We start from the raw sequence: 16,742 nt of genomic DNA, 5'->3' as shown, positions 1-16,742 counted from the left end.
GCCATGGAATCAATTACTTAACGGTTGGCACGGGCTGTGCTTAGGAAGACCTCGCAGGCAGGTGCCTGCGTCCGCCTTCCGCCCGATGAGCATCCGCGACACCTCCGCCCAAGACGTACGAGTCACCACCCCGCCGCCGGCCAACCGGCGCCGCTTTCTCGTGATCGCGGCGATCGCCGCCGTGGCGCTGATCCTCGCGTTTGGCGTCGCTGCACGCTTCTCCGGGTCGCGCTCGGTCGCAGCCGAGCGGCTGCGCATCGCCGAGGTCACGCGCGGCACCCTGGTGCGTGACGCGTCAGTCAACGGCCGCGTCGTTGCCGCAGTGAGCCCCACGCTGTACGCGCCCGTCGCGTCGACCGTTCAGTTCGAGCGTCAGGCCGGCGATACCGTCAAGAAGGGCGACGTGCTCGCGCGCCTGGTGTCGCCGGAACTGCAGAGCGAACTCGCCCGTGAGCGCTCGACGCTCGAGCAGCTCGAAGCCGAGTCCGGCAGCTCCCGCATCGCCGCCTCGCGCAGCCGGCTCGACGCGCAGCGCGAAGCCGACGAAGCCGCGATCGCGCTGCAGGCCGCGCAGCGTGATCTCGATCGCACCGAGCGCGGCCACAAGGGCGGCGCGCTTGCCGAGATCGATTTCCTGCGCGCGCAGGACGCGCTCAAGAGCGCGCAGATCCGCCACAAGAACGCGGTCGCGGCCGCGCGGCTCGCGGGCACGAGCGCAGGCTTTTCCGTGCAGACGAGCGCGCAGCAGGCGCAGCGCCAGCGGCTGGTCGTCGGCGAACTCGAACGCCGCGTCGACGAGCTCGACGTGCGCGCGCCGATCGACGGCGTGATCGGCACCACGCTCGTGGCCGATCGCGCGGTCGTGCCCGCGAACACCCCGCTGCTCACCGTCGTCGACCTGTCCAAGCTCGAAGTCGAACTCGAAGTGCCGGAGACGTACGCCGAGGAACTCGGCCTGGGCATGAACGCCGAGGTGCGCATCGGCAGCGACACCGCCATGGCCGCGATCGCGTCGATCTCGCCCGAGGTCGTCAACCGCCAGGTGCTCGCCCGCGTGCGCTTTGCCGACGGCAAGCAGCCGGCCGGCCTGCGCCAGAACCAGCGCGTGTCCGCACGCGTGCTCATCGAAGAAAAGCCGAACGTGCTCATGGTCGCGCGGGGCCCGTTCGTCGATGCGCACGGCGGCCGCTACGCCTACTTCGTCGACGGCGACACCGCCGAGCGGCGCCCGGTGCGCATCGGCGCGACGAGCGTCGGCGCGGTCGAGATTCTCGACGGCGCCAAGCCCGGCGAACGCATCGTCATCGCCGGCAGCGACGGCTTCGGCGACGCCGAGGCCGTGACGATCGCCCGCTGACCCATGTCCCTTCTTTCGATCCCGATTCCCGAATCCCAGCCGCCAAGGACCCCGCCATGCTCCGGATGAACCAGCTCAGCAAGGTGTACCGCACCCACATGATCGAGACGCACGCACTGCGTGGCTTCGACATCCACGTCCGTGACGGTGAGTTCGTCGCGGTTACCGGCCCCTCGGGTTCGGGCAAGACCACCTTCCTCAACATCGCCGGCCTGCTCGAGGATTTCAGCGGCGGCGAGTACTGGCTCGACGGCGTCGACACGCGCGGGCTCGATGACAACAAGCGCTCGCGGCTTCGCAACGAAAAGATCGGCTTCATTTTCCAGGGCTTCAATCTGATCCCCGATCTCAACCTGTTCGACAACGTGGACGTGCCGCTGCGCTACCGCGGCTTCAACGCGGCCGAGCGCAAAAAGCGCATCGAGGACGCACTCGCGCGCGTGGGCCTGTCCTCACGCATGAAGCACTACCCGGCCGAGCTCTCCGGCGGCCAGCAGCAGCGCGTCGCGATCGCGCGTGCGCTCGCCGGCAGCCCGCGGCTGCTGCTCGCCGACGAGCCGACCGGCAACCTCGACTCGCAGATGGCGCGCGGCGTGATGGAGCTGCTCGAGGAGATCAACGCGCAGGGCACGACGATCATCATGGTCACGCACGATCCGGAACTCGCCGCGCGTTCGCAGCGCAACGTGCACATCATCGACGGCCAGGTCACCGACATCAGCCAGGGTGCGACGTTGCACGCGGTCTCGTCGAACCCGGCGGCCGTGGCCTGAGGACACCGCCATGCTCGCCTACTACTTCACGCTCGGCGTCCGCAGCCTGCGCCGCAACCCCGTGCTCACGGCACTCATGGTGCTCACGCTCGCCGTCGGCGTCGCGGCGAGCATGTCCTCGCTCACGCTGCTGTACGTGATGAGCGGCGACCCGATCCCCCAGAAGTCCGACCGCCTGTTCGTGCCGCAGCTCGACAACGCGCCGCTGCAGCAGCCCAACCCCAGCGACGAGCCGCCGGCCCAGCTCACCTACCGCGACGCGATGGCGTTCAAGGCCAGTGCGCCGAGCGTGCGCGAAACCGCGCTGATCGGGATCTCGGGCGCGCTCGACAGCGGCCGCACCGACCAGGCGCCCACGCCCGAGCAGGGCGTTGCGGTGCATGCGGACTTCTTCGAGATGTTCGACGTGCCGTTCCGCAGCGGCGGTGCGTGGAGCGAGTCGGACGACGCACGCGGCGGCAACGTCGCGGTGATCTCGGCCTCGCTCGCGGACCGCGTGTTCGGTGAAGCCGATGCGGTCGGCAAGAGCCTGCGCTTCGAAGGCCGCGATTACACGGTGACCGGCGTCATTGAGAAGTGGGAGCCGCTGCCGAAGTTCTACCGTCTCATCGGCGGCAACGTGTTCGATTTCGAGGACGTGTTCCTGCCGTTCAACAATGCGATGGCGAACCAGATGTCGTCGCAGGGCAGCGTGGACTGCAACGTCGACGGCGAAGTCGAGCCGGGCTATCAGGGCCTCATGCGCTCGGAGTGCACGTGGATCCAGTACTGGGTCGAGCTCGCCGATGCCGGCGACCGCGAGCAGTTCGCCGCGTACCTCGACGATTACGTCACCGAGCAGAAGAAACTCGGCCGCTTCCAACGCCCGCTCAACAACCGCCTGTACGACGTGATGGGCTGGCTCGAGGAGCGCGAGATCGTCGGCGACGACAGCCGCCTGCAGACCTGGCTCGCGTTCGGCTTCCTGCTCGTGTGCCTCGTCAACGTGATCGGCCTGCTGCTCGCGAAGTTCACGGCGCGCAGCGGTGAGATTGGCGTGCGCCGCGCGCTCGGTGCCCCGCGCCGCGAAGTGTTCAAGCAGTACCTGATCGAAGCCGGCGTGGTCGGCATCGTGGGCGGCGTGCTCGGCATCGCGCTCACGTTCGGCGTGCTCGAGCTCATGTCCCGCCAGTCCGAGGCGATCGGCACGATGGCGCGCGTGGACTGGGTGATGCTCGCCACCGCGTTCGGGCTCTCGCTCGCCGCGAGCCTGCTCGCCGGGCTGCTGCCGACCTGGCGCGCCTGCCAGGTGCGTCCGGCCGTCCAACTCAAGTCGCAGTAAGCGGAGAACGCCATGGAAATCCGTCCCATCCTCTCGGCGCTGCTGCGCAGCAAGACCGGCGCGATCCTCATCGCCGCGCAGATCGCGCTCACGCTCGCGATCATCGTCAACGCGCTGTACATCGTGCACGACCGCACCGAGCGGGCCTCGCGCCCGAGCGGCCTCGATGAAGCCAATACGTTCTACCTGCTCTACGCGGGCACCGGCCCGGCCAAGGATGCCGAGGCAACGCAACGCCGGGACGTCGAGACGCTCAAGGCCATCCCGGGCGTCGAAGGCGCGGCGTGGGTCAACCAGTTCCCGATGGCGCAGAGCGGCTGGGGCCTGAGCGTGACCACACGGCCGGAGGATCCCTCCTCGGGCCTCGCGGCCGCGGCGTACTTCACCCCGCAGCCGGTTGGCGAAGGCTTCGGGGTGAAGATCGCGGAAGGCCGCGACTTCACGGCCGACGACGTGCGCGTCATCGACCCGGAGAGCGGGCAGCTCGCGGCCGACAGCGTGCTGCTCACGCGCCAGTTCGCGCAGCGCCTGTTTCCCGACGCGGCGAGCGTGGTCGGCAAGACCGTGCACCTCGGCAGCGGCCCGGAGGCCGTGCCGATGCAGGTGGTCGGCGTCATCGAGCAGTTGATCTCGCCGTTCGCGCAGAGCAGCGAGAACGCCTACAGCGGCTTCGTCCTCCCGGTGCGCTACCTCGACAACAGCGGCAGCTACGTCGTGCGCACCGCGCCCGGCCAGCGCGACCGCGTGATGCGCGAAGCGGAGGACGCGCTCAACAAGCTTTCGAACGAGCGCATGCTGATCTTCAACGACACCGTGGAAGACGCGCGCGCGCAGCGCTACCAGGGTGAGCGCTCGGTCGCCGGCATGCTGATCGCGGTGACGATCGGGCTGCTCGTCGTGACCGGCAGCGGCATCGTCGGCCTTGCAAGCCTGTGGGTCACGCAGCGCCGCAAGCAGATCGGCGTGCGGCGTGCGCTGGGCGCCCGCAAGGTCGACATCCTGCGTTACTTCCTCGTCGAGAACGCGATGATCACGACGGTCGGAATCGTGCTCGGCGTCGCGCTCGCACTCGCGCTCAACCAGCTGCTCGTGAGCACGCTGGAGCTGCCGCGCCTGCCGCTGGCCTACATCGGCTACGGCATGCTCACGCTGTGGGCCTTGGGCATACTGGCCGTGTACGGGCCTGCGTGGCGCGCCGCGGCCGTGCCGCCGGCGACGGCCACGCGCAGCGCCTGAGGCACGAGCGCCGGCGTCGATCGCGACGCCGGCGCCGCATTGCGAATCAACCGGGGACTCGCTCGATGCCTGCCTGTTTCTATCGCGCGCCCTGTGAGCGCGCACGCGCTTCGGAGCCGCGTTGATGGCCTGCGTGCTCGTCATCGACGACAACCCCGCGGTCGCGACCGCGCTCGACGTGCTGTTCTCGCTGCACGACATCGCAACGTTGAGTGCGGACTCGCCCGAGGCCGGCCTCGCGCTGCTCGAACGCGAGTCCGTGGACCTCGTCGTGCAGGACATGAACTTCCAGACCGACACCACGTCGGGCGAGGAAGGCGTCGCGCTGTTCTCGGCGATCCGCGCGCGGCATCCGGACCTGCCGGTGATCCTGCTCACCGCCTGGACGCACCTCGAAAGCGCAGTCGACCTCGTCAAGGCCGGCGCCGCGGATTACCTCGCCAAGCCGTGGGATGACCGCAAGCTGCTCGCCACCGTCAACAACCTGCTCGAGCTGTCGCAGGCGCGCCAGCAGCTGTCGCGGCAGCACTCCGGTGCCCGCCGGCGCCGCACCGCGCTCGAGCGCGAGTACGACCTGCGCGGCTTCATCTACGCCGATGCCGCAAGCGAAGCCGCGCTGACGCTCGCGTGCCAAGTGGCGCGCTCGGACCTGCCCGTGCTCATCACCGGTCCGAACGGCGCGGGCAAGGAGAAGTTCGCCGAGATCCTGCATGCGAACTCGCCGATGAAGGGCGGACCGTTCGTCGCGCTCAACTGCGGCGCGCTGCCGGGCGAGCTCATCGAAGCCGAGCTGTTCGGTGCGGAAGCAGGCGCCTACACGGGCGCAACGCGTGCGCGCGAAGGCAAGTTCGAAGCGGCCCACGGCGGAACGCTGTTCCTCGACGAGGTCGGCACGCTCTCGCCCGCCGGACAGGTCAAGCTGCTGCGCGTGCTCGAGACCGGGCGCTTCGAGCGCCTCGGCGGCAACCGAGAACGCACGGTCAAGGTGCGCATCGTGAGCGCGACGAACGCCGACCTGCCCGCATGCATCACCGCCGGGCAGTTCCGCGAGGATCTCTATTACCGGCTCAACGCGATCGAGGTGAAGGTGCCCGCGCTCGCGCAACGGCCCGACGACATCCTGCCGCTCGCGCGTCATTTCCTGCCGCCCGGAAAACACCTCGGCGACGATGCCGAACGCGCGCTGCTCGCGCATGCGTGGCCCGGCAACGTGCGCGAGCTGCGCCATGCGATCCAGCGCGGCGCACTGCTCGCACGCGGCGATGCGCTCGGCGCCCCCGACCTCGGGCTGCCCGCCCCGTCACCGGGGGCCACCGCGGTCGACGAGCCCGACCGCACCGCGATCGAGGCCGCGCTCGCCCGCCACGGCGGCACCGTCGCGCAGGCCGCGGCGGAGCTCGGCTTGAGCCGGCAGGCGCTGTACCGCCGCATGGAGCGGCTCGGGATCGAACGGCCGTGAAGCGCCGCCCGCTCGCGTGGTGCTCGAACGCGCGGCAACGCGGTGCGGCGCGATGAAGCCCTGGCTGCACCGCGTGCCGCTCACCGTTGCGTTCACCGCCCTCGCGCTGGTCTACGTCGTGCTCGCGGCCCTGCTCGCTGCATGGCTCACCTCGCAGGGTTTTTCCCCTTGGGGGGCAGCGGCCATTGGCGCCGCCGCCGTGGTGCTGCCGCTTGCGCTGCACGTGCAGCGCGCGTTCGCGCCGATGCACTCGCTGTTCCGCGCGCTCGCCGGCACCGTCGCGAGCTACCGCGACGGCGACTACGCGTTCAGCCTGGCCTGGGAAGCGAAGGGCGAGCTCGGCGAACTCGTCGACAGCCACAACCGGCTCGGCGCTGCACTGCGCGAGCAACGGCTCGCGCTCGTGCAGCGCGAGCTGCTGCTCGACACGATGGTGCAGAACACGCCGGTCGCGATGCTCCTTGTGGATCCGTCGCGCCGCATCGTGCACGGCAACCTGGCCGCGCGCAGGATGCTCGGCGACGGTCGCCGCCTCGAAGGCCGCGCGTTCGATGCGTTGCTCGACGAGGCCGCGGCGCCGCTGCGCGAGGCATTCGAGCGCGGCGGCGACGGCATGTTCAGCGTGGGCGATGCGGACGACGAGGAGATCTACCACCTCTCCCGCCGGCAGTTCCGTCTCAACGGCCGCCCGCATGAACTTGTGTTGCTGCGACAACTCACCACCGAGCTGCGCCGGCAGGAGGTGCAGACGTGGAAGAAGGTGATCCGCGTGATCAGCCACGAGCTCAACAACTCGCTCGCGCCGATCGCATCACTCGCGCATTCGGGCGCCGAGCTGCTGCGCCGCGGCCAGCACGAAAAACTGCCGATGGCGCTCGCGACGATCGAAGAGCGCGCACGCCACCTCGAAGGTTTCATCCGCGATTACGCGCGCTTCGCAAAGTTACCCTCGCCTCGACTGCAGCCGGTCGCGTGGGCGCAGTTCCTTGCGCAGCTGCGCTCGCAGGTCGAGTTCCGGTGCGAGCTCGCGCCCGACGACGGCATCGTGCGCGTCGACGCGGCGCAGTTCGAGCAGGGCCTGCTCAACCTCGTCAAGAACGCGCATGAGTCCGGCTCGCCCGCGAGCGGTGTGGCCGTGCATGTGCGTCGCGTCGTCGCCGGCTGGCGCATCGACGTGCTCGACCGCGGCCCCGGCATGAACGAGGCCGTGCTCGCGCAGGCGCTGCTGCCGTTCTATTCGACCAAGCGCCACGGCACGGGCCTCGGCCTCGCACTCGCGCGCGAGATTGCCGAGGCCCACGGCGGCCGCATCGCGCTGCTCAACCGCGCGGACGGCGGGCTGTGCGTGTCGATCACGCTGCCCGACTGACGCACGCCGCACAGGGCCCATGCAGGGCGCTTGGGCTTACTTCTTGCGTTCGGGCACCGTCCAGCGATAGATCGTGCTGTTAGCGACGGTGCGCGTCTCCTCAGGCTCCCAGTCGCCCATGCGGAACGCGTGGCTCACGATGCGCGTGCCGGGCTTGAGCTCGGCGAGCAGGCGCGGGCGCAGCTTTTCGTTGAGGCTGTCGAGCAGGTAGAGCGTCACCACGTTCGCGTCGCTGAAGTCCTCCTTGAACAGATCGGCCTCCTTGAACGTCACGAGCTCGGTCACGCCTTCGCGCTGCGCGTTCTCATTCGCCTCGGCGATGCGCTGCGGATTGATGTCAATGCCGGTGCCGCGCACGCCGTACTTCTTCGCGGCGGTGATCGGGATGCGCCCGTCGCCCGAGCCGAGGTCGTAGAGCACGTCACCCTTCTTCACCTCCGCCATCTCGAGCATCGCGTCGACGACCGGCTGCGGCGTCGGCACGTAGATCACGTCGGGCTCGCGCGCGGGCTTCTGCGCCGCGGTTGGCGTCGCCGCGGCGGACTGCGCCGATGCGCTCGTGGTGCTTGCGGGCGTGGCAGTGGCGCCGGCGGCGGCGGCCGGCGCATCCGCCACCGCCGCATCGGGTTCGGCGCATCCGGACGCGAACGAAAGCAGCAGCAGGGCCGGCAGCAGGCGGATCGGGGTCGATGCGGTCATCTCAGGCGCTCCTTCAAGGCGATGCGGGACGCAGGCGCACGAGCAGCAGTCCGCCCACTGCGAGCACCGCCACGCCCACGAGTGCGCCGAGCCCGGTGTACGCGAGGCTCGAATACAGCAGGTACGCACTCGTGGCGCAGAACAGCAGCGGCAGCAGCGGGTACAGCGGGACGCGGAACACGCGCGGGGCCTGCGGATCACGCGCGCGCAGCACGAACAACGAGATTCCGACGAGCAGGAAGAACAGCCAGAACACCGGCGCGGTGTATTCGACAGCAGTGCGGAAGCCATCGCGGGCGAACGCGCCGAGCCCGACCAGCAGCAGCGCGAGCGCGCCCTGCACGAGCACGGCGTTGCGCGGCGATCCGCTCTCGGCGTCCCAGCGACCGAGCATCGACAGCGCGGGGAAATCGCGACCGACCGCGTACGCGCTGCGTGCCCCGGTGATCAGCGTCGCGTTCGCCGAGGTCAGTGCCGCAGCGACGACGAGCGCGCTGATCGCGGTTGCACCGGGCGCGCCGAACACGGCCTGCATCGCGTCGGCGGCGACCGTCTCCGACGCCGCGATACCACCCAGCCCGAGTACGCGCAGGTAGGCGAGGTTCACGAGCAGGTAGAGCACGGCGATCGCGGTCAGGCTCAGCACGAGGATGCGCGGCATCACGCGCGGCGCGTCCCGCACTTCGGCGCTCACGTACACCGCCTCGCTCCAGCCGCCGTAGGTGAGCAGCACGAACACGAGAATGAGCCCGTACGCATCACCGCTGCTGGCGGGCGTCGCCGCGACGGGCGCGTCGGGCGCGAACAGCAGGCCGGCGAGCACGATCGCAACGAGGCCGCCAACTTCGATCGCGGTCAGCCAGTTCTGCGTCGACGTGCCCTGCTTCACGCCGAGCCAGTTGATCGCGGTGAGCACGACCACGGCCGCGGCCGCATACACCGGCGCCGACATCGGCCCGATGCTCACGAGCTGCGCGAGGTAATCGCCGGCCACGTACGCGAGCAGTGCGATCGAGCCGGTCTGGATCACCGCAAGTCGCGCCCATGCGTAGAGAAACGCGGTGCGCGGCCCGAACGCGCGCTGCAGGTAGGTGTAGTCGCCCCCCGCCTGCGGGTACGTGCTCGCAAGTTCGGCGTAACAGAGTGCGCCGACGATCGAGAGCAGGCCGCCGACGAGCCAGGCGCCGAGGAACACCGCTTCAGTCGCGGCGGCGCCGGCCACGAGCGACGGCGTTCGGAAGATCCCGGCGCCGACGACGATGCCGATCGCGATCGCAAATGCCGCGCGCGCATGCAACACCGGCCGGGGCGCCTCGACCGTGCGCTGCACTGCTGGGGTGACCGGCATGTCCATGCAGTCGCGCCGCACGCCGCGTGAAAGTGCGGCGATTGGAGCAGCAGGGAAGTTGCCGGCCCGTGAAGTGCCCAGGCCGGGCTTGGGCGGTCGCGGTCGCCGCCGCCGCCGACGCCGCTCCGGCTCAGCGCGACGTTGGCGCGCTCGAAAACGGCGACGGCGATCTGTCGCGCTTCATCGCCGAGCGCCGTGCCGACCGCATGCGTGCCGCTGCGGCTTGGAGTCGATGACAGGGTCGCTCAACGCTTCTTCGGGCGCTCCCAGCCTTCGATCGTCGTCTGCCGCGCGCGGCCCAGGCTGAGTTTGTCCGCCGGCGCATCACGGGTGATCACCGAGCCTGCGGCGATCGTCGCGTTCGTCCCCACGGTCACCGGCGCGACCAGCGACGTGTTCGAGCCGATGAACGCACCGTCCTCGATCGTCGTGCGGAACTTGTTGGCGCCGTCGTAGTTGCAGGTGATCGTGCCGGCGCCGACGTTGACCTTGCTGCCGATGACCGAGTCACCGAGGTAGGTCAGGTGATTCGCCTTGCTGCTGACGCCGAGCACCGTGTTCTTCGTCTCGACGAAGTTACCGATGTGCACGCCGTCGGCGAGCACCGTGCCCGGACGCAGGCGCGCGAAGGGCCCGACCGTGGCCGCACCTTCGGTGACGACCCCTTCGAGATCGCAATGCGCACGCACTTCCGTGCCGGGCCCGAGACGCACGTCCTTGAGCCGGCAGAACGGTCCAATGCGCACGCCGTCGCCGAGCTCCACGCGCCCTTCGAGCACCACGTCGACGTCGATCTCGACGTCCTGCCCGACGAGCACGGTGCCGCGCTGGTCGAAACGGGCCGGATCGATGAGCCGAGTGCCCGCCGTGCACAGTGCACGCGCGCAGCGCAGCTGGAACGCGCGCTCGAGTTGCGCGAGCTGCCAGGGATCGTTCGCGCCTTCGACCTCGCACGGCTCGTCGACGTGCACGAGTTCGGCGCCGCTGTACTCGGCGGCCGCCTGCGCGAACACATCGGTGAGGTAGTACTCGCCCTGCGCATTGTCGTTGCGCAGGTTCTGCAGCCAGCGCCGCAGCGGTTCGCCGTCGCCGACGAGAATGCCGGTGTTGACGGTGTGGATCGCGCGTTGCGTGTCGTTCGCGTCCTTGTGCTCGACGATGCGCGCAACGCGGCCCTCGGCGTCGCGGACGACGCGTCCGTAGCCCGTGGGGTCGTCGAGGTCGGCGACGAGCACCGCGAGACGACCGGGCGCGTCGAGCAGCCGGTGGAGCGTCTCGGCGCGGATCAGCGGCACGTCGCCGTACAGCACGAGCATCCGCGCGTCCGCCGGCACCTCGGGCATGACCTGCTGCACGGCATGGCCGGTGCCCAGGCGCTGCGCCTGCTCGGTCCAGCGCAGGTCCGGCTGGTCGGCGAACGCGGCGCGGACCTGCTCGCCCGCGTGACCGTACACGACGTGGATGCCTTCGGGCGACAGCGCGCGCGCGGTGCCGATTACATGCGCGAGCATCGGTCGGCCGGCGACCGGCTGCAGCACCTTGGGCCGCGTGGACTTCATGCGCTTGCCTTCGCCTGCGGCGAGGATGATGACGTGCAGCGGTGCGCTCATGCAGGCTCCGGAAACAGGGGAAATACGGGCGGGGCGTGATTCTAGCCGCGGCGCGCTGCTACATTGCCGGCGCGGCCGGGTCCCTTTTTATCCGCTGCCGCGTGATGCGGTTGCGTGCTCGGCGCGCGAGGAGGCGCAATGATCACGTTCCATGCGAGGGTTCCGGCGTCGCGACACGGTTCGCGCGGAAGCTCATCGACCGCGTGTGCGCAGGCAACGCGCGAACACCTCGACCACACCTGCGCCCGGGCACATTGCCCGGCCGCTTTCGCCTCCCGTACTCGATGAGCCTGACCCGACAAGGCCGACACTACCTCGCGATCGGCATCGTCCAGTGGCTGCTCGACTGGGGTGTCATGGTGGCCCTGAGCCATCTGGGGCTTGCGGTCGAAATCGCGAACGTCGCCGGGCGGATCAGCGGCGCGACGCTCGGATTCTGGCTGAACGGCCGGATCACGTTTGCCGGCGACGACACGGTCGTCGGCCGCCGGCAGTTCATGCGCTTTGCAATGATGTGGCTGACGACGACGCTCGTGAGCACCTGGGCAATCGGCTCGATCAATCGCGCGGTGGGACTCAAGTGGACGTGGCTTGCGAAGCCCGGCGTCGAACTCGTGCTCGGCGCAGTGGGCTTCCTGGCGTCGCGATACTGGGTCTACCGCCGCTGAGAGGCTGCGCCGCCGACGCGCGGTGCGGAGGTGCGGAACGCGCCCATGACCGCCGCATCGCCTGACGGGCCGGAACCGCCGCCTGCCCAGACATCTGAGCAAGGATCACCGATACGGACCGTTGCCCGAGTAGCCAGACGCTCCATCGGCTCGCGGCCGGTCTGTCGTCTTGAACGCAAAAAAAACGCCGGCTCGAAGGCCGGCGTTTCTGCGTGAGCGACGCGGCTCAGTGCTTCATGCTGCGGCGCAGGCGCTCGAGCGCCTGCAGCTGCGCCATTGCCTCGGCGAGCTTCATCTGCGCCTCGGCGATTTCCATCTGTTCACCGCGCCCGGCGAGGATGCGTTCGGCTTCGTCCTTCGCCGCGCGCACAGCGGCTTCGTCGATGTCCTGCGCGCGGATCGCGGTGTCCGCGAGCACGGTCACCACCGTCGGCTGCACTTCGAGAATGCCGCCGGAAACGGCGAAGTCGTGCGTTTCGCCGTTCGGGGTCGTCACGACGACCTTGCCCGGCTTGAGGCGCGTAATGAGCGGCGCGTGCTTCGGCGCGATGCCGAGCTCGCCCATTTCGCCGGTCGCGACCAGCAGGGTCGCCTCGCCGTGGAAGATCTCATCCTCGGCGCTGACGATGTCGCAACGGAACGTGGCAGCCATGTAGGGTCTCGCTGTGCTTGCCGGGTCCGGGCTCCGGGCCGCAAACGTCGCGAAAGACGAAGTCTTCGCGCCGATGCAGCCCGGCCGTTACGGATCCCGAATCTCGAATGTCGGAGGGCGGAAAGACGACGGGCTCAGCCCGTGATCTTCTTCGCCTTCTCGACCGCCTCTTCGATGCCGCCGACCATGTAGAACGCCTGCTCCGGCAGGTGGTCGTACTCGCCTTCCACGATGCCCTTGAAGCCGCGGATCGTTTCCTTCAGCGAGACGTACTTGCCCGGCGAACCGGTGAACACTTCAGCGACGTGGAACGGCTGGCTGAAGAAGCGCTCGATCTTGCGGGCGCGCGACACGGCCTGCTTGTCTTCTTCGCTGAGCTCGTCCATGCCGAGGATCGCGATGATGTCCTTGAGCTCCTTGTACTTCTGGAGCGTCGCCTGGACCTTGCGCGCGACGTCGTAGTGCTCGGTGCCGACCACGTTCGGGTCGAGCTGGCGCGACGTGGAGTCGAGCGGATCGACCGCCGGGTAGATGCCGAGCGAGGCGATGTTACGGCTCAACACGACGGTGGCGTCGAGGTGGGCGAACGTCGTCGCCGGCGACGGGTCGGTCAGGTCGTCCGCGGGAACGTACACGGCCTGGATCGAGGTGATCGAGCCGGTCTTCGTCGAGGTGATGCGCTCCTGCAGCACGCCCATTTCCTCGGCCAGCGTGGGCTGGTAACCCACGGCCGACGGCATGCGGCCGAGCAGTGCCGACACTTCCGTGCCCGCCAGCGTATATCGGTAGATGTTGTCGACGAAGAACAGGATGTCGCGGCCCTTGCCAGTCGCCGGGTCGATGTCGTCGCGGAAGTACTCCGCCATCGTCAGGCCGGTCAGCGCGACGCGCAGGCGGTTGCCCGGCGGCTCGTTCATCTGGCCGTACACCATCGCGACCTTGTCGAGGACGTTGGAGTCCTTCATCTCGTGGTAGAAGTCGTTGCCCTCGCGGGTACGCTCGCCCACGCCGGCGAACACGGACAGACCCGCGTGCGCCTTTGCGATGTTGTTGATGAGTTCCATCATGTTGACGGTCTTGCCGACGCCGGCGCCGCCGAACAGACCGACCTTGCCGCCCTTCGCGAACGGGCACATCAGGTCGATGACCTTGATGCCCGTCTCGAGCAGGTCGTTCGCCGAGGACTGGTCCTCATAGGTCGGCGCCGTGCGGTGGATTTCCCACGCGTCCGTCGCCTGCACCGGGCCGGCCTCGTCGATCGGGTTGCCGAGCACGTCCATGATGCGGCCCAGCGTGCCGGCGCCAACCGGCACCGAGATCGCGCGGCCGGTGTTGACCGCCACGAGGTTGCGCTTGAGGCCGTCCGTCGAGCCGAGCGCGATCGTGCGCACGACGCCGTCGCCGAGCTGCTGCTGGACTTCGAGCGTGATCTGCGTGCCGTCGACCTTGAGCGCGTCGTACACGCGCGGCACGGATTCGCGCGGGAATTCGACGTCGACGACCGCGCCGATGATCTGGACGATCTTGCCGCTGGTGGCGACCGGGGTGTTGACCTGGGCGTTCATGACGTTTCCTGACTCTCGAAAAAGGGATGGGATTGGGTGTGTGGAATCCGGCCGGTCGCGATGCGCGTGTCCCGTCCGGAGGCCCGTCGCCCGATTCCCGGGTTAAACCGCAGCGGCGCCGCCGACGATCTCGGAAATTTCCTGCGTGATCGCGGCCTGGCGGGCCTTGTTGTAGACGAGGTTGAGCGTGCCGATCAGCTTTGTCGCGTTGTCGCTCGCGGCCTTCATCGCCACCATGCGCGCCGCGTGCTCCGACGCCACGTTCTCGAGCACCGCCTGGTAGACGAGCGACTCGACGTAGCGCGTCAGCACCTGCTCGAGCACGGTTTCGGCGTCGGGCTCGTAGAGGTAATCCCAGTCGTGCGGAGCGACCTGCGATTCCGACTTCGGCAGCGGCAGCAGCTGGTCGAACGAGGCGCGCTGCACCATCGTGTTGACGAAGCTGTTGTACGCGAGGAACACGCGGTCGACGTTGCCGGTGCCGTAACCGTCGAGCATGACCTTGATGACGCCGATCAGCTGTTCGAGCTTCGGGGCATCGCCGAGGTGCGTCACCGAGCCGACCATGTCGACCTTGATGCGGCGGAAGAACACCGACGCCTTCTGGCCGATCGTGACGACCTGCACTTCGACGCCCTGTTCCTGCCAGCGGCGGAATTCGACCAGCAGCTTGCGGAACAGGTTGTTGTTGAGGCCGCCCGCAAGGCCGCGGTCGGAGGACACGATCACGTAGCCGACGCGCTTGGGGTTCTGGCGCTCGACCAGGTACGGGTGCTGGTAGTCGGTGTTCGCCTGGGCGAGATGGCCGATCACCTGCTTCATGACCCGCGCGTACGGACGCGAGACCTTCATGCGGTCCTGCGCCTTGCGGATCTTCGAGGCCGAGACCATTTCGAGCGCGCGCGTCACCTTGCGGGTGTTCTGCACGCTCTTGATCTTGGTTTTGATTTCTCTGCCGCCGGCCATGTCTGCTCGCTGCGCTCGCTGGGATTGGGGAATGGAACTGGAGACTCGCGACCCTTGAGGTCCGGGGCCCGGGCCTGATCAGCCCGAACCCCTGTGTCGAATCCCGGCGCTTACCAGGTTCCCGTCTTCTTGAACTCTTCGATGCCGGACTTGAACTTGCCTTCGATCTCGCCGTCCCAGTTGCCGGTCCCGTTGATCGTGCGCATCAGGTCGCCCTGCGTGTTCGCGAAGTGCGCGTGCAGGCCTTCTTCGAACGCGAGGATCTTGCCGACCGGCACGTCGTCGAGGTAACCCTCGTTGACGGCGTAGATCGACAGTGCCTCGTCGGCGATCGACATCGGCACGTACTGCTTCTGCTTCATGAGCTCGGTGACGCGCTGGCCGCGCTCGAGCTGCTTGCGGGTTGCTTCGTCGAGGTCCGACGCGAACTGCGCGAACGCCGCGAGCTCACGGTACTGCGCGAGCGCGATGCGGATGCCGCCCGAGAGCTTCTTGATGATCTTCGTCTGCGCAGCGCCACCGACGCGCGAGACCGAGATACCGGCGTTCACGGCCGGGCGGACGCCCGCGTTGAACAGGTCGGTCTCGAGGAAGATCTGGCCGTCGGTGATCGAGATGACGTTCGTCGGGACGAACGCCGACACGTCGCCGGCCTGCGTCTCGATGATCGGCAGCGCGGTCAGCGAGCCGGTCTGGCCCTTGACCTCGCCGTTCGTGAACTTCTCGACGTACTCCTCGGACACGCGCGCGGCACGCTCGAGCAGGCGGCTGTGCAGGTAGAACACGTCGCCCGGATAGGCTTCGCGACCCGGCGGGCGCTTGAGCAGCAGCGAGATCTGGCGGTACGCGACGGCCTGCTTGGACAGGTCGTCGTACACGATCAGTGCGTCCTGGCCGCGGTCCATGAAGTACTCGCCCATGGTGCAGCCGGCGTACGGCGCGATGTACTGCATCGCAGCCGATTCGGACGCGGTCGCGGCGACGACGATGGTGTGGTCCATCGCGCCGTTCTGCTCGAGCTTGCGCACGATGTTCGCGACGGTCGAGGCCTTCTGGCCGATCGCCACGTACACGCACTTGATGCCCGTGCCCTTCTGGTTGATGACGGCGTCGATCGCCATCGCGGTCTTGCCGGTCTGGCGGTCGCCGATGATCAGCTCGCGCTGGCCGCGGCCGATCGGGATCATCGCGTCGACCGACTTGTAACCGGTCTGCACCGGCTGGTCGACCGACTTGCGCCAGATCACGCCCGGCGCCACGCGCTCGACCGGCGCGGTAAGCGTCGTGTCGATCGGGCCCTTGCCGTCGATCGGCTCGCCGAGTGCATTGACGACGCGGCCGAGCAACTGCGGGCCGACCGGCACTTCGAGGATGCGGCCGGTGGTCTTCGCGATCGCGCCTTCGCGCAGGTGCTCGTAGTCACCGAGCACCACGGCACCGACGGAGTCGCGCTCGAGGTTCAGCGCGAGCGCGAAGGTGTTGCCGGGCAGCTCGATCATTTCGCCCTGCATCACGTCCGCGATGCCGTGGATGCGCACGATGCCGTCCGACACGGACGTCACGGTGCCTTCGTTGCGGGCCTCGGCGGCCAGCTGGACCTTTTCGAGCCGGGTCTTGATCAGTTCGCTGATTTCGGACGGATTGAGCTGGGTGGTGGCCATCGCTAGTTCCTCTGTCGTGCGTCGCGACCTGCGGCGCCCGGTTGTTCTGTTGGGGTTC

General features: G+C 68.7%; 14 protein-coding genes. 7 read left to right on the top strand and 7 right to left on the bottom strand.

The window, feature by feature from the left end; all coding sequences use genetic code 11:
* Window positions 1-85: 85 nt before the first annotated feature.
* The 6 genes from IE075_RS08490 (at window position 86) to IE075_RS08465 (ending at window position 7,515) form a co-directional block, all read left to right on the top strand.
* Window positions 86-1,357 carry an efflux RND transporter periplasmic adaptor subunit gene (locus IE075_RS08490; protein WP_189455386.1) on the top strand — a complete coding sequence of 424 codons (1,272 nt, stop codon included), beginning with the start codon at window positions 86-88 and terminating at the stop codon, window positions 1,355-1,357.
* Window positions 1,358-1,413: 56 nt separating this feature from the next.
* The gene (locus IE075_RS08485; protein ID WP_189455384.1) at window positions 1,414-2,130 is read left to right on the top strand and encodes an ABC transporter ATP-binding protein; all 717 of its coding nucleotides are present in this window, start codon (window positions 1,414-1,416) and stop codon (window positions 2,128-2,130) included.
* Window positions 2,131-2,140: 10 nt separating this feature from the next.
* Window positions 2,141-3,451 carry an ABC transporter permease gene (locus IE075_RS08480; protein WP_189455383.1) on the top strand — a complete coding sequence of 437 codons (1,311 nt, stop codon included), beginning with the start codon at window positions 2,141-2,143 and terminating at the stop codon, window positions 3,449-3,451.
* A gap of 12 nt (window positions 3,452-3,463) precedes the next feature.
* Entirely contained in the window at window positions 3,464-4,687 is a 1,224-nt protein-coding gene (locus IE075_RS08475) for an ABC transporter permease (protein WP_189455381.1), read from the top strand.
* 124 nt (window positions 4,688-4,811) lie between these two features.
* Window positions 4,812-6,146, top strand: coding sequence for a sigma-54-dependent transcriptional regulator (locus IE075_RS08470; protein ID WP_189455379.1), 1,335 nt, complete (start codon window positions 4,812-4,814; stop codon window positions 6,144-6,146).
* A 52-nt stretch (window positions 6,147-6,198) separates the two neighbouring features.
* Window positions 6,199-7,515: a sensor histidine kinase gene (locus tag IE075_RS08465; protein ID WP_189455377.1), complete on the top strand. Its 1,317-nt coding sequence runs from the start codon at window positions 6,199-6,201 to the stop codon at window positions 7,513-7,515.
* 36 nt (window positions 7,516-7,551) lie between these two features.
* On the opposite strand, the gene IE075_RS08460 is transcribed toward IE075_RS08465, so the two are convergent.
* The 3 genes from IE075_RS08460 to glmU all read right to left on the bottom strand — a co-directional run bounded on the left by IE075_RS08460 (window position 7,552) and on the right by glmU (window position 11,172).
* Window positions 7,552-8,214 carry an SAM-dependent methyltransferase gene (locus IE075_RS08460; RefSeq protein WP_189455375.1) on the bottom strand — a complete coding sequence of 221 codons (663 nt, stop codon included), beginning with the start codon at window positions 8,212-8,214 and terminating at the stop codon, window positions 7,552-7,554.
* A 13-nt stretch (window positions 8,215-8,227) separates the two neighbouring features.
* Entirely contained in the window at window positions 8,228-9,562 is a 1,335-nt protein-coding gene (locus IE075_RS08455; RefSeq protein WP_229792415.1) for an APC family permease, read from the bottom strand.
* A gap of 245 nt (window positions 9,563-9,807) precedes the next feature.
* Complete coding sequence (gene glmU / locus IE075_RS08450) at window positions 9,808-11,172, bottom strand: bifunctional UDP-N-acetylglucosamine diphosphorylase/glucosamine-1-phosphate N-acetyltransferase GlmU (RefSeq protein WP_189455371.1); 1,365 nt, start codon at window positions 11,170-11,172, stop codon at window positions 9,808-9,810.
* A gap of 284 nt (window positions 11,173-11,456) precedes the next feature.
* On the opposite strand from glmU, the gene IE075_RS08445 reads away from it, so the two are divergent.
* Window positions 11,457-11,840, top strand: coding sequence for a GtrA family protein (locus IE075_RS08445; protein ID WP_189455369.1), 384 nt, complete (start codon window positions 11,457-11,459; stop codon window positions 11,838-11,840).
* Between the two features lie 226 nt (window positions 11,841-12,066).
* On the opposite strand, the gene IE075_RS08440 is transcribed toward IE075_RS08445, so the two are convergent.
* From IE075_RS08440 to atpA, 4 genes are all read right to left on the bottom strand, one after another.
* Entirely contained in the window at window positions 12,067-12,492 is a 426-nt protein-coding gene (locus IE075_RS08440; protein WP_189455367.1) for a F0F1 ATP synthase subunit epsilon, read from the bottom strand.
* Window positions 12,493-12,626: 134 nt separating this feature from the next.
* A complete protein-coding gene (gene atpD, locus IE075_RS08435; RefSeq protein WP_189455365.1) occupies window positions 12,627-14,057 on the bottom strand; it encodes a F0F1 ATP synthase subunit beta in 1,431 nt (476 codons plus the stop codon).
* Window positions 14,058-14,159: 102 nt separating this feature from the next.
* Window positions 14,160-15,023 (bottom strand): F0F1 ATP synthase subunit gamma, encoded by an 864-nt coding sequence (atpG, locus tag IE075_RS08430; protein WP_189455363.1) that lies wholly within the window; start codon window positions 15,021-15,023, stop codon window positions 14,160-14,162.
* Window positions 15,024-15,133: 110 nt separating this feature from the next.
* Window positions 15,134-16,684: a F0F1 ATP synthase subunit alpha gene (gene atpA / locus IE075_RS08425; RefSeq protein ID WP_189455361.1), complete on the bottom strand. Its 1,551-nt coding sequence runs from the start codon at window positions 16,682-16,684 to the stop codon at window positions 15,134-15,136.
* Between the last annotated feature and the right edge of the window lie 58 nt (window positions 16,685-16,742).

The organism is Cognatilysobacter bugurensis, from assembly GCF_014652095.1.
Classification (GTDB): Bacteria; Pseudomonadota; Gammaproteobacteria; order Xanthomonadales; family Xanthomonadaceae; genus Cognatilysobacter; species Cognatilysobacter bugurensis.
Note: the sequence above shows the minus strand (reverse complement) of the source record. Positions and strands in the feature narration are given on the sequence as shown.

Bases quoted from the DNA above. Each gene is read 5' to 3' on its own strand.
- IE075_RS08490 (WP_189455386.1), top strand. From the start codon at position 86: ATGAGCATCCGCGACACCTCCGCCCAAGACGTACGAGTCACCACCCCG.
- IE075_RS08485 (WP_189455384.1), top strand. From the start codon at position 1,414: ATGCTCCGGATGAACCAGCTCAGCAAGGTGTACCGCACCCACATGATC.
- IE075_RS08480 (WP_189455383.1), top strand. From the start codon at position 2,141: ATGCTCGCCTACTACTTCACGCTCGGCGTCCGCAGCCTGCGCCGCAAC.
- IE075_RS08475 (WP_189455381.1), top strand. From the start codon at position 3,464: ATGGAAATCCGTCCCATCCTCTCGGCGCTGCTGCGCAGCAAGACCGGC.
- IE075_RS08470 (WP_189455379.1), top strand. From the start codon at position 4,812: ATGGCCTGCGTGCTCGTCATCGACGACAACCCCGCGGTCGCGACCGCG.
- IE075_RS08465 (WP_189455377.1), top strand. From the start codon at position 6,199: ATGAAGCCCTGGCTGCACCGCGTGCCGCTCACCGTTGCGTTCACCGCC.
- IE075_RS08460 (WP_189455375.1), bottom strand. From the start codon at position 8,214: ATGACCGCATCGACCCCGATCCGCCTGCTGCCGGCCCTGCTGCTGCTT.
- IE075_RS08455 (WP_229792415.1), bottom strand. From the start codon at position 9,562: ATGCCGGTCACCCCAGCAGTGCAGCGCACGGTCGAGGCGCCCCGGCCG.
- glmU (WP_189455371.1), bottom strand. From the start codon at position 11,172: ATGAGCGCACCGCTGCACGTCATCATCCTCGCCGCAGGCGAAGGCAAG.
- IE075_RS08445 (WP_189455369.1), top strand. From the start codon at position 11,457: ATGAGCCTGACCCGACAAGGCCGACACTACCTCGCGATCGGCATCGTC.
- IE075_RS08440 (WP_189455367.1), bottom strand. From the start codon at position 12,492: ATGGCTGCCACGTTCCGTTGCGACATCGTCAGCGCCGAGGATGAGATC.
- atpD (WP_189455365.1), bottom strand. From the start codon at position 14,057: ATGAACGCCCAGGTCAACACCCCGGTCGCCACCAGCGGCAAGATCGTC.
- atpG (WP_189455363.1), bottom strand. From the start codon at position 15,023: ATGGCCGGCGGCAGAGAAATCAAAACCAAGATCAAGAGCGTGCAGAAC.
- atpA (WP_189455361.1), bottom strand. From the start codon at position 16,684: ATGGCCACCACCCAGCTCAATCCGTCCGAAATCAGCGAACTGATCAAG.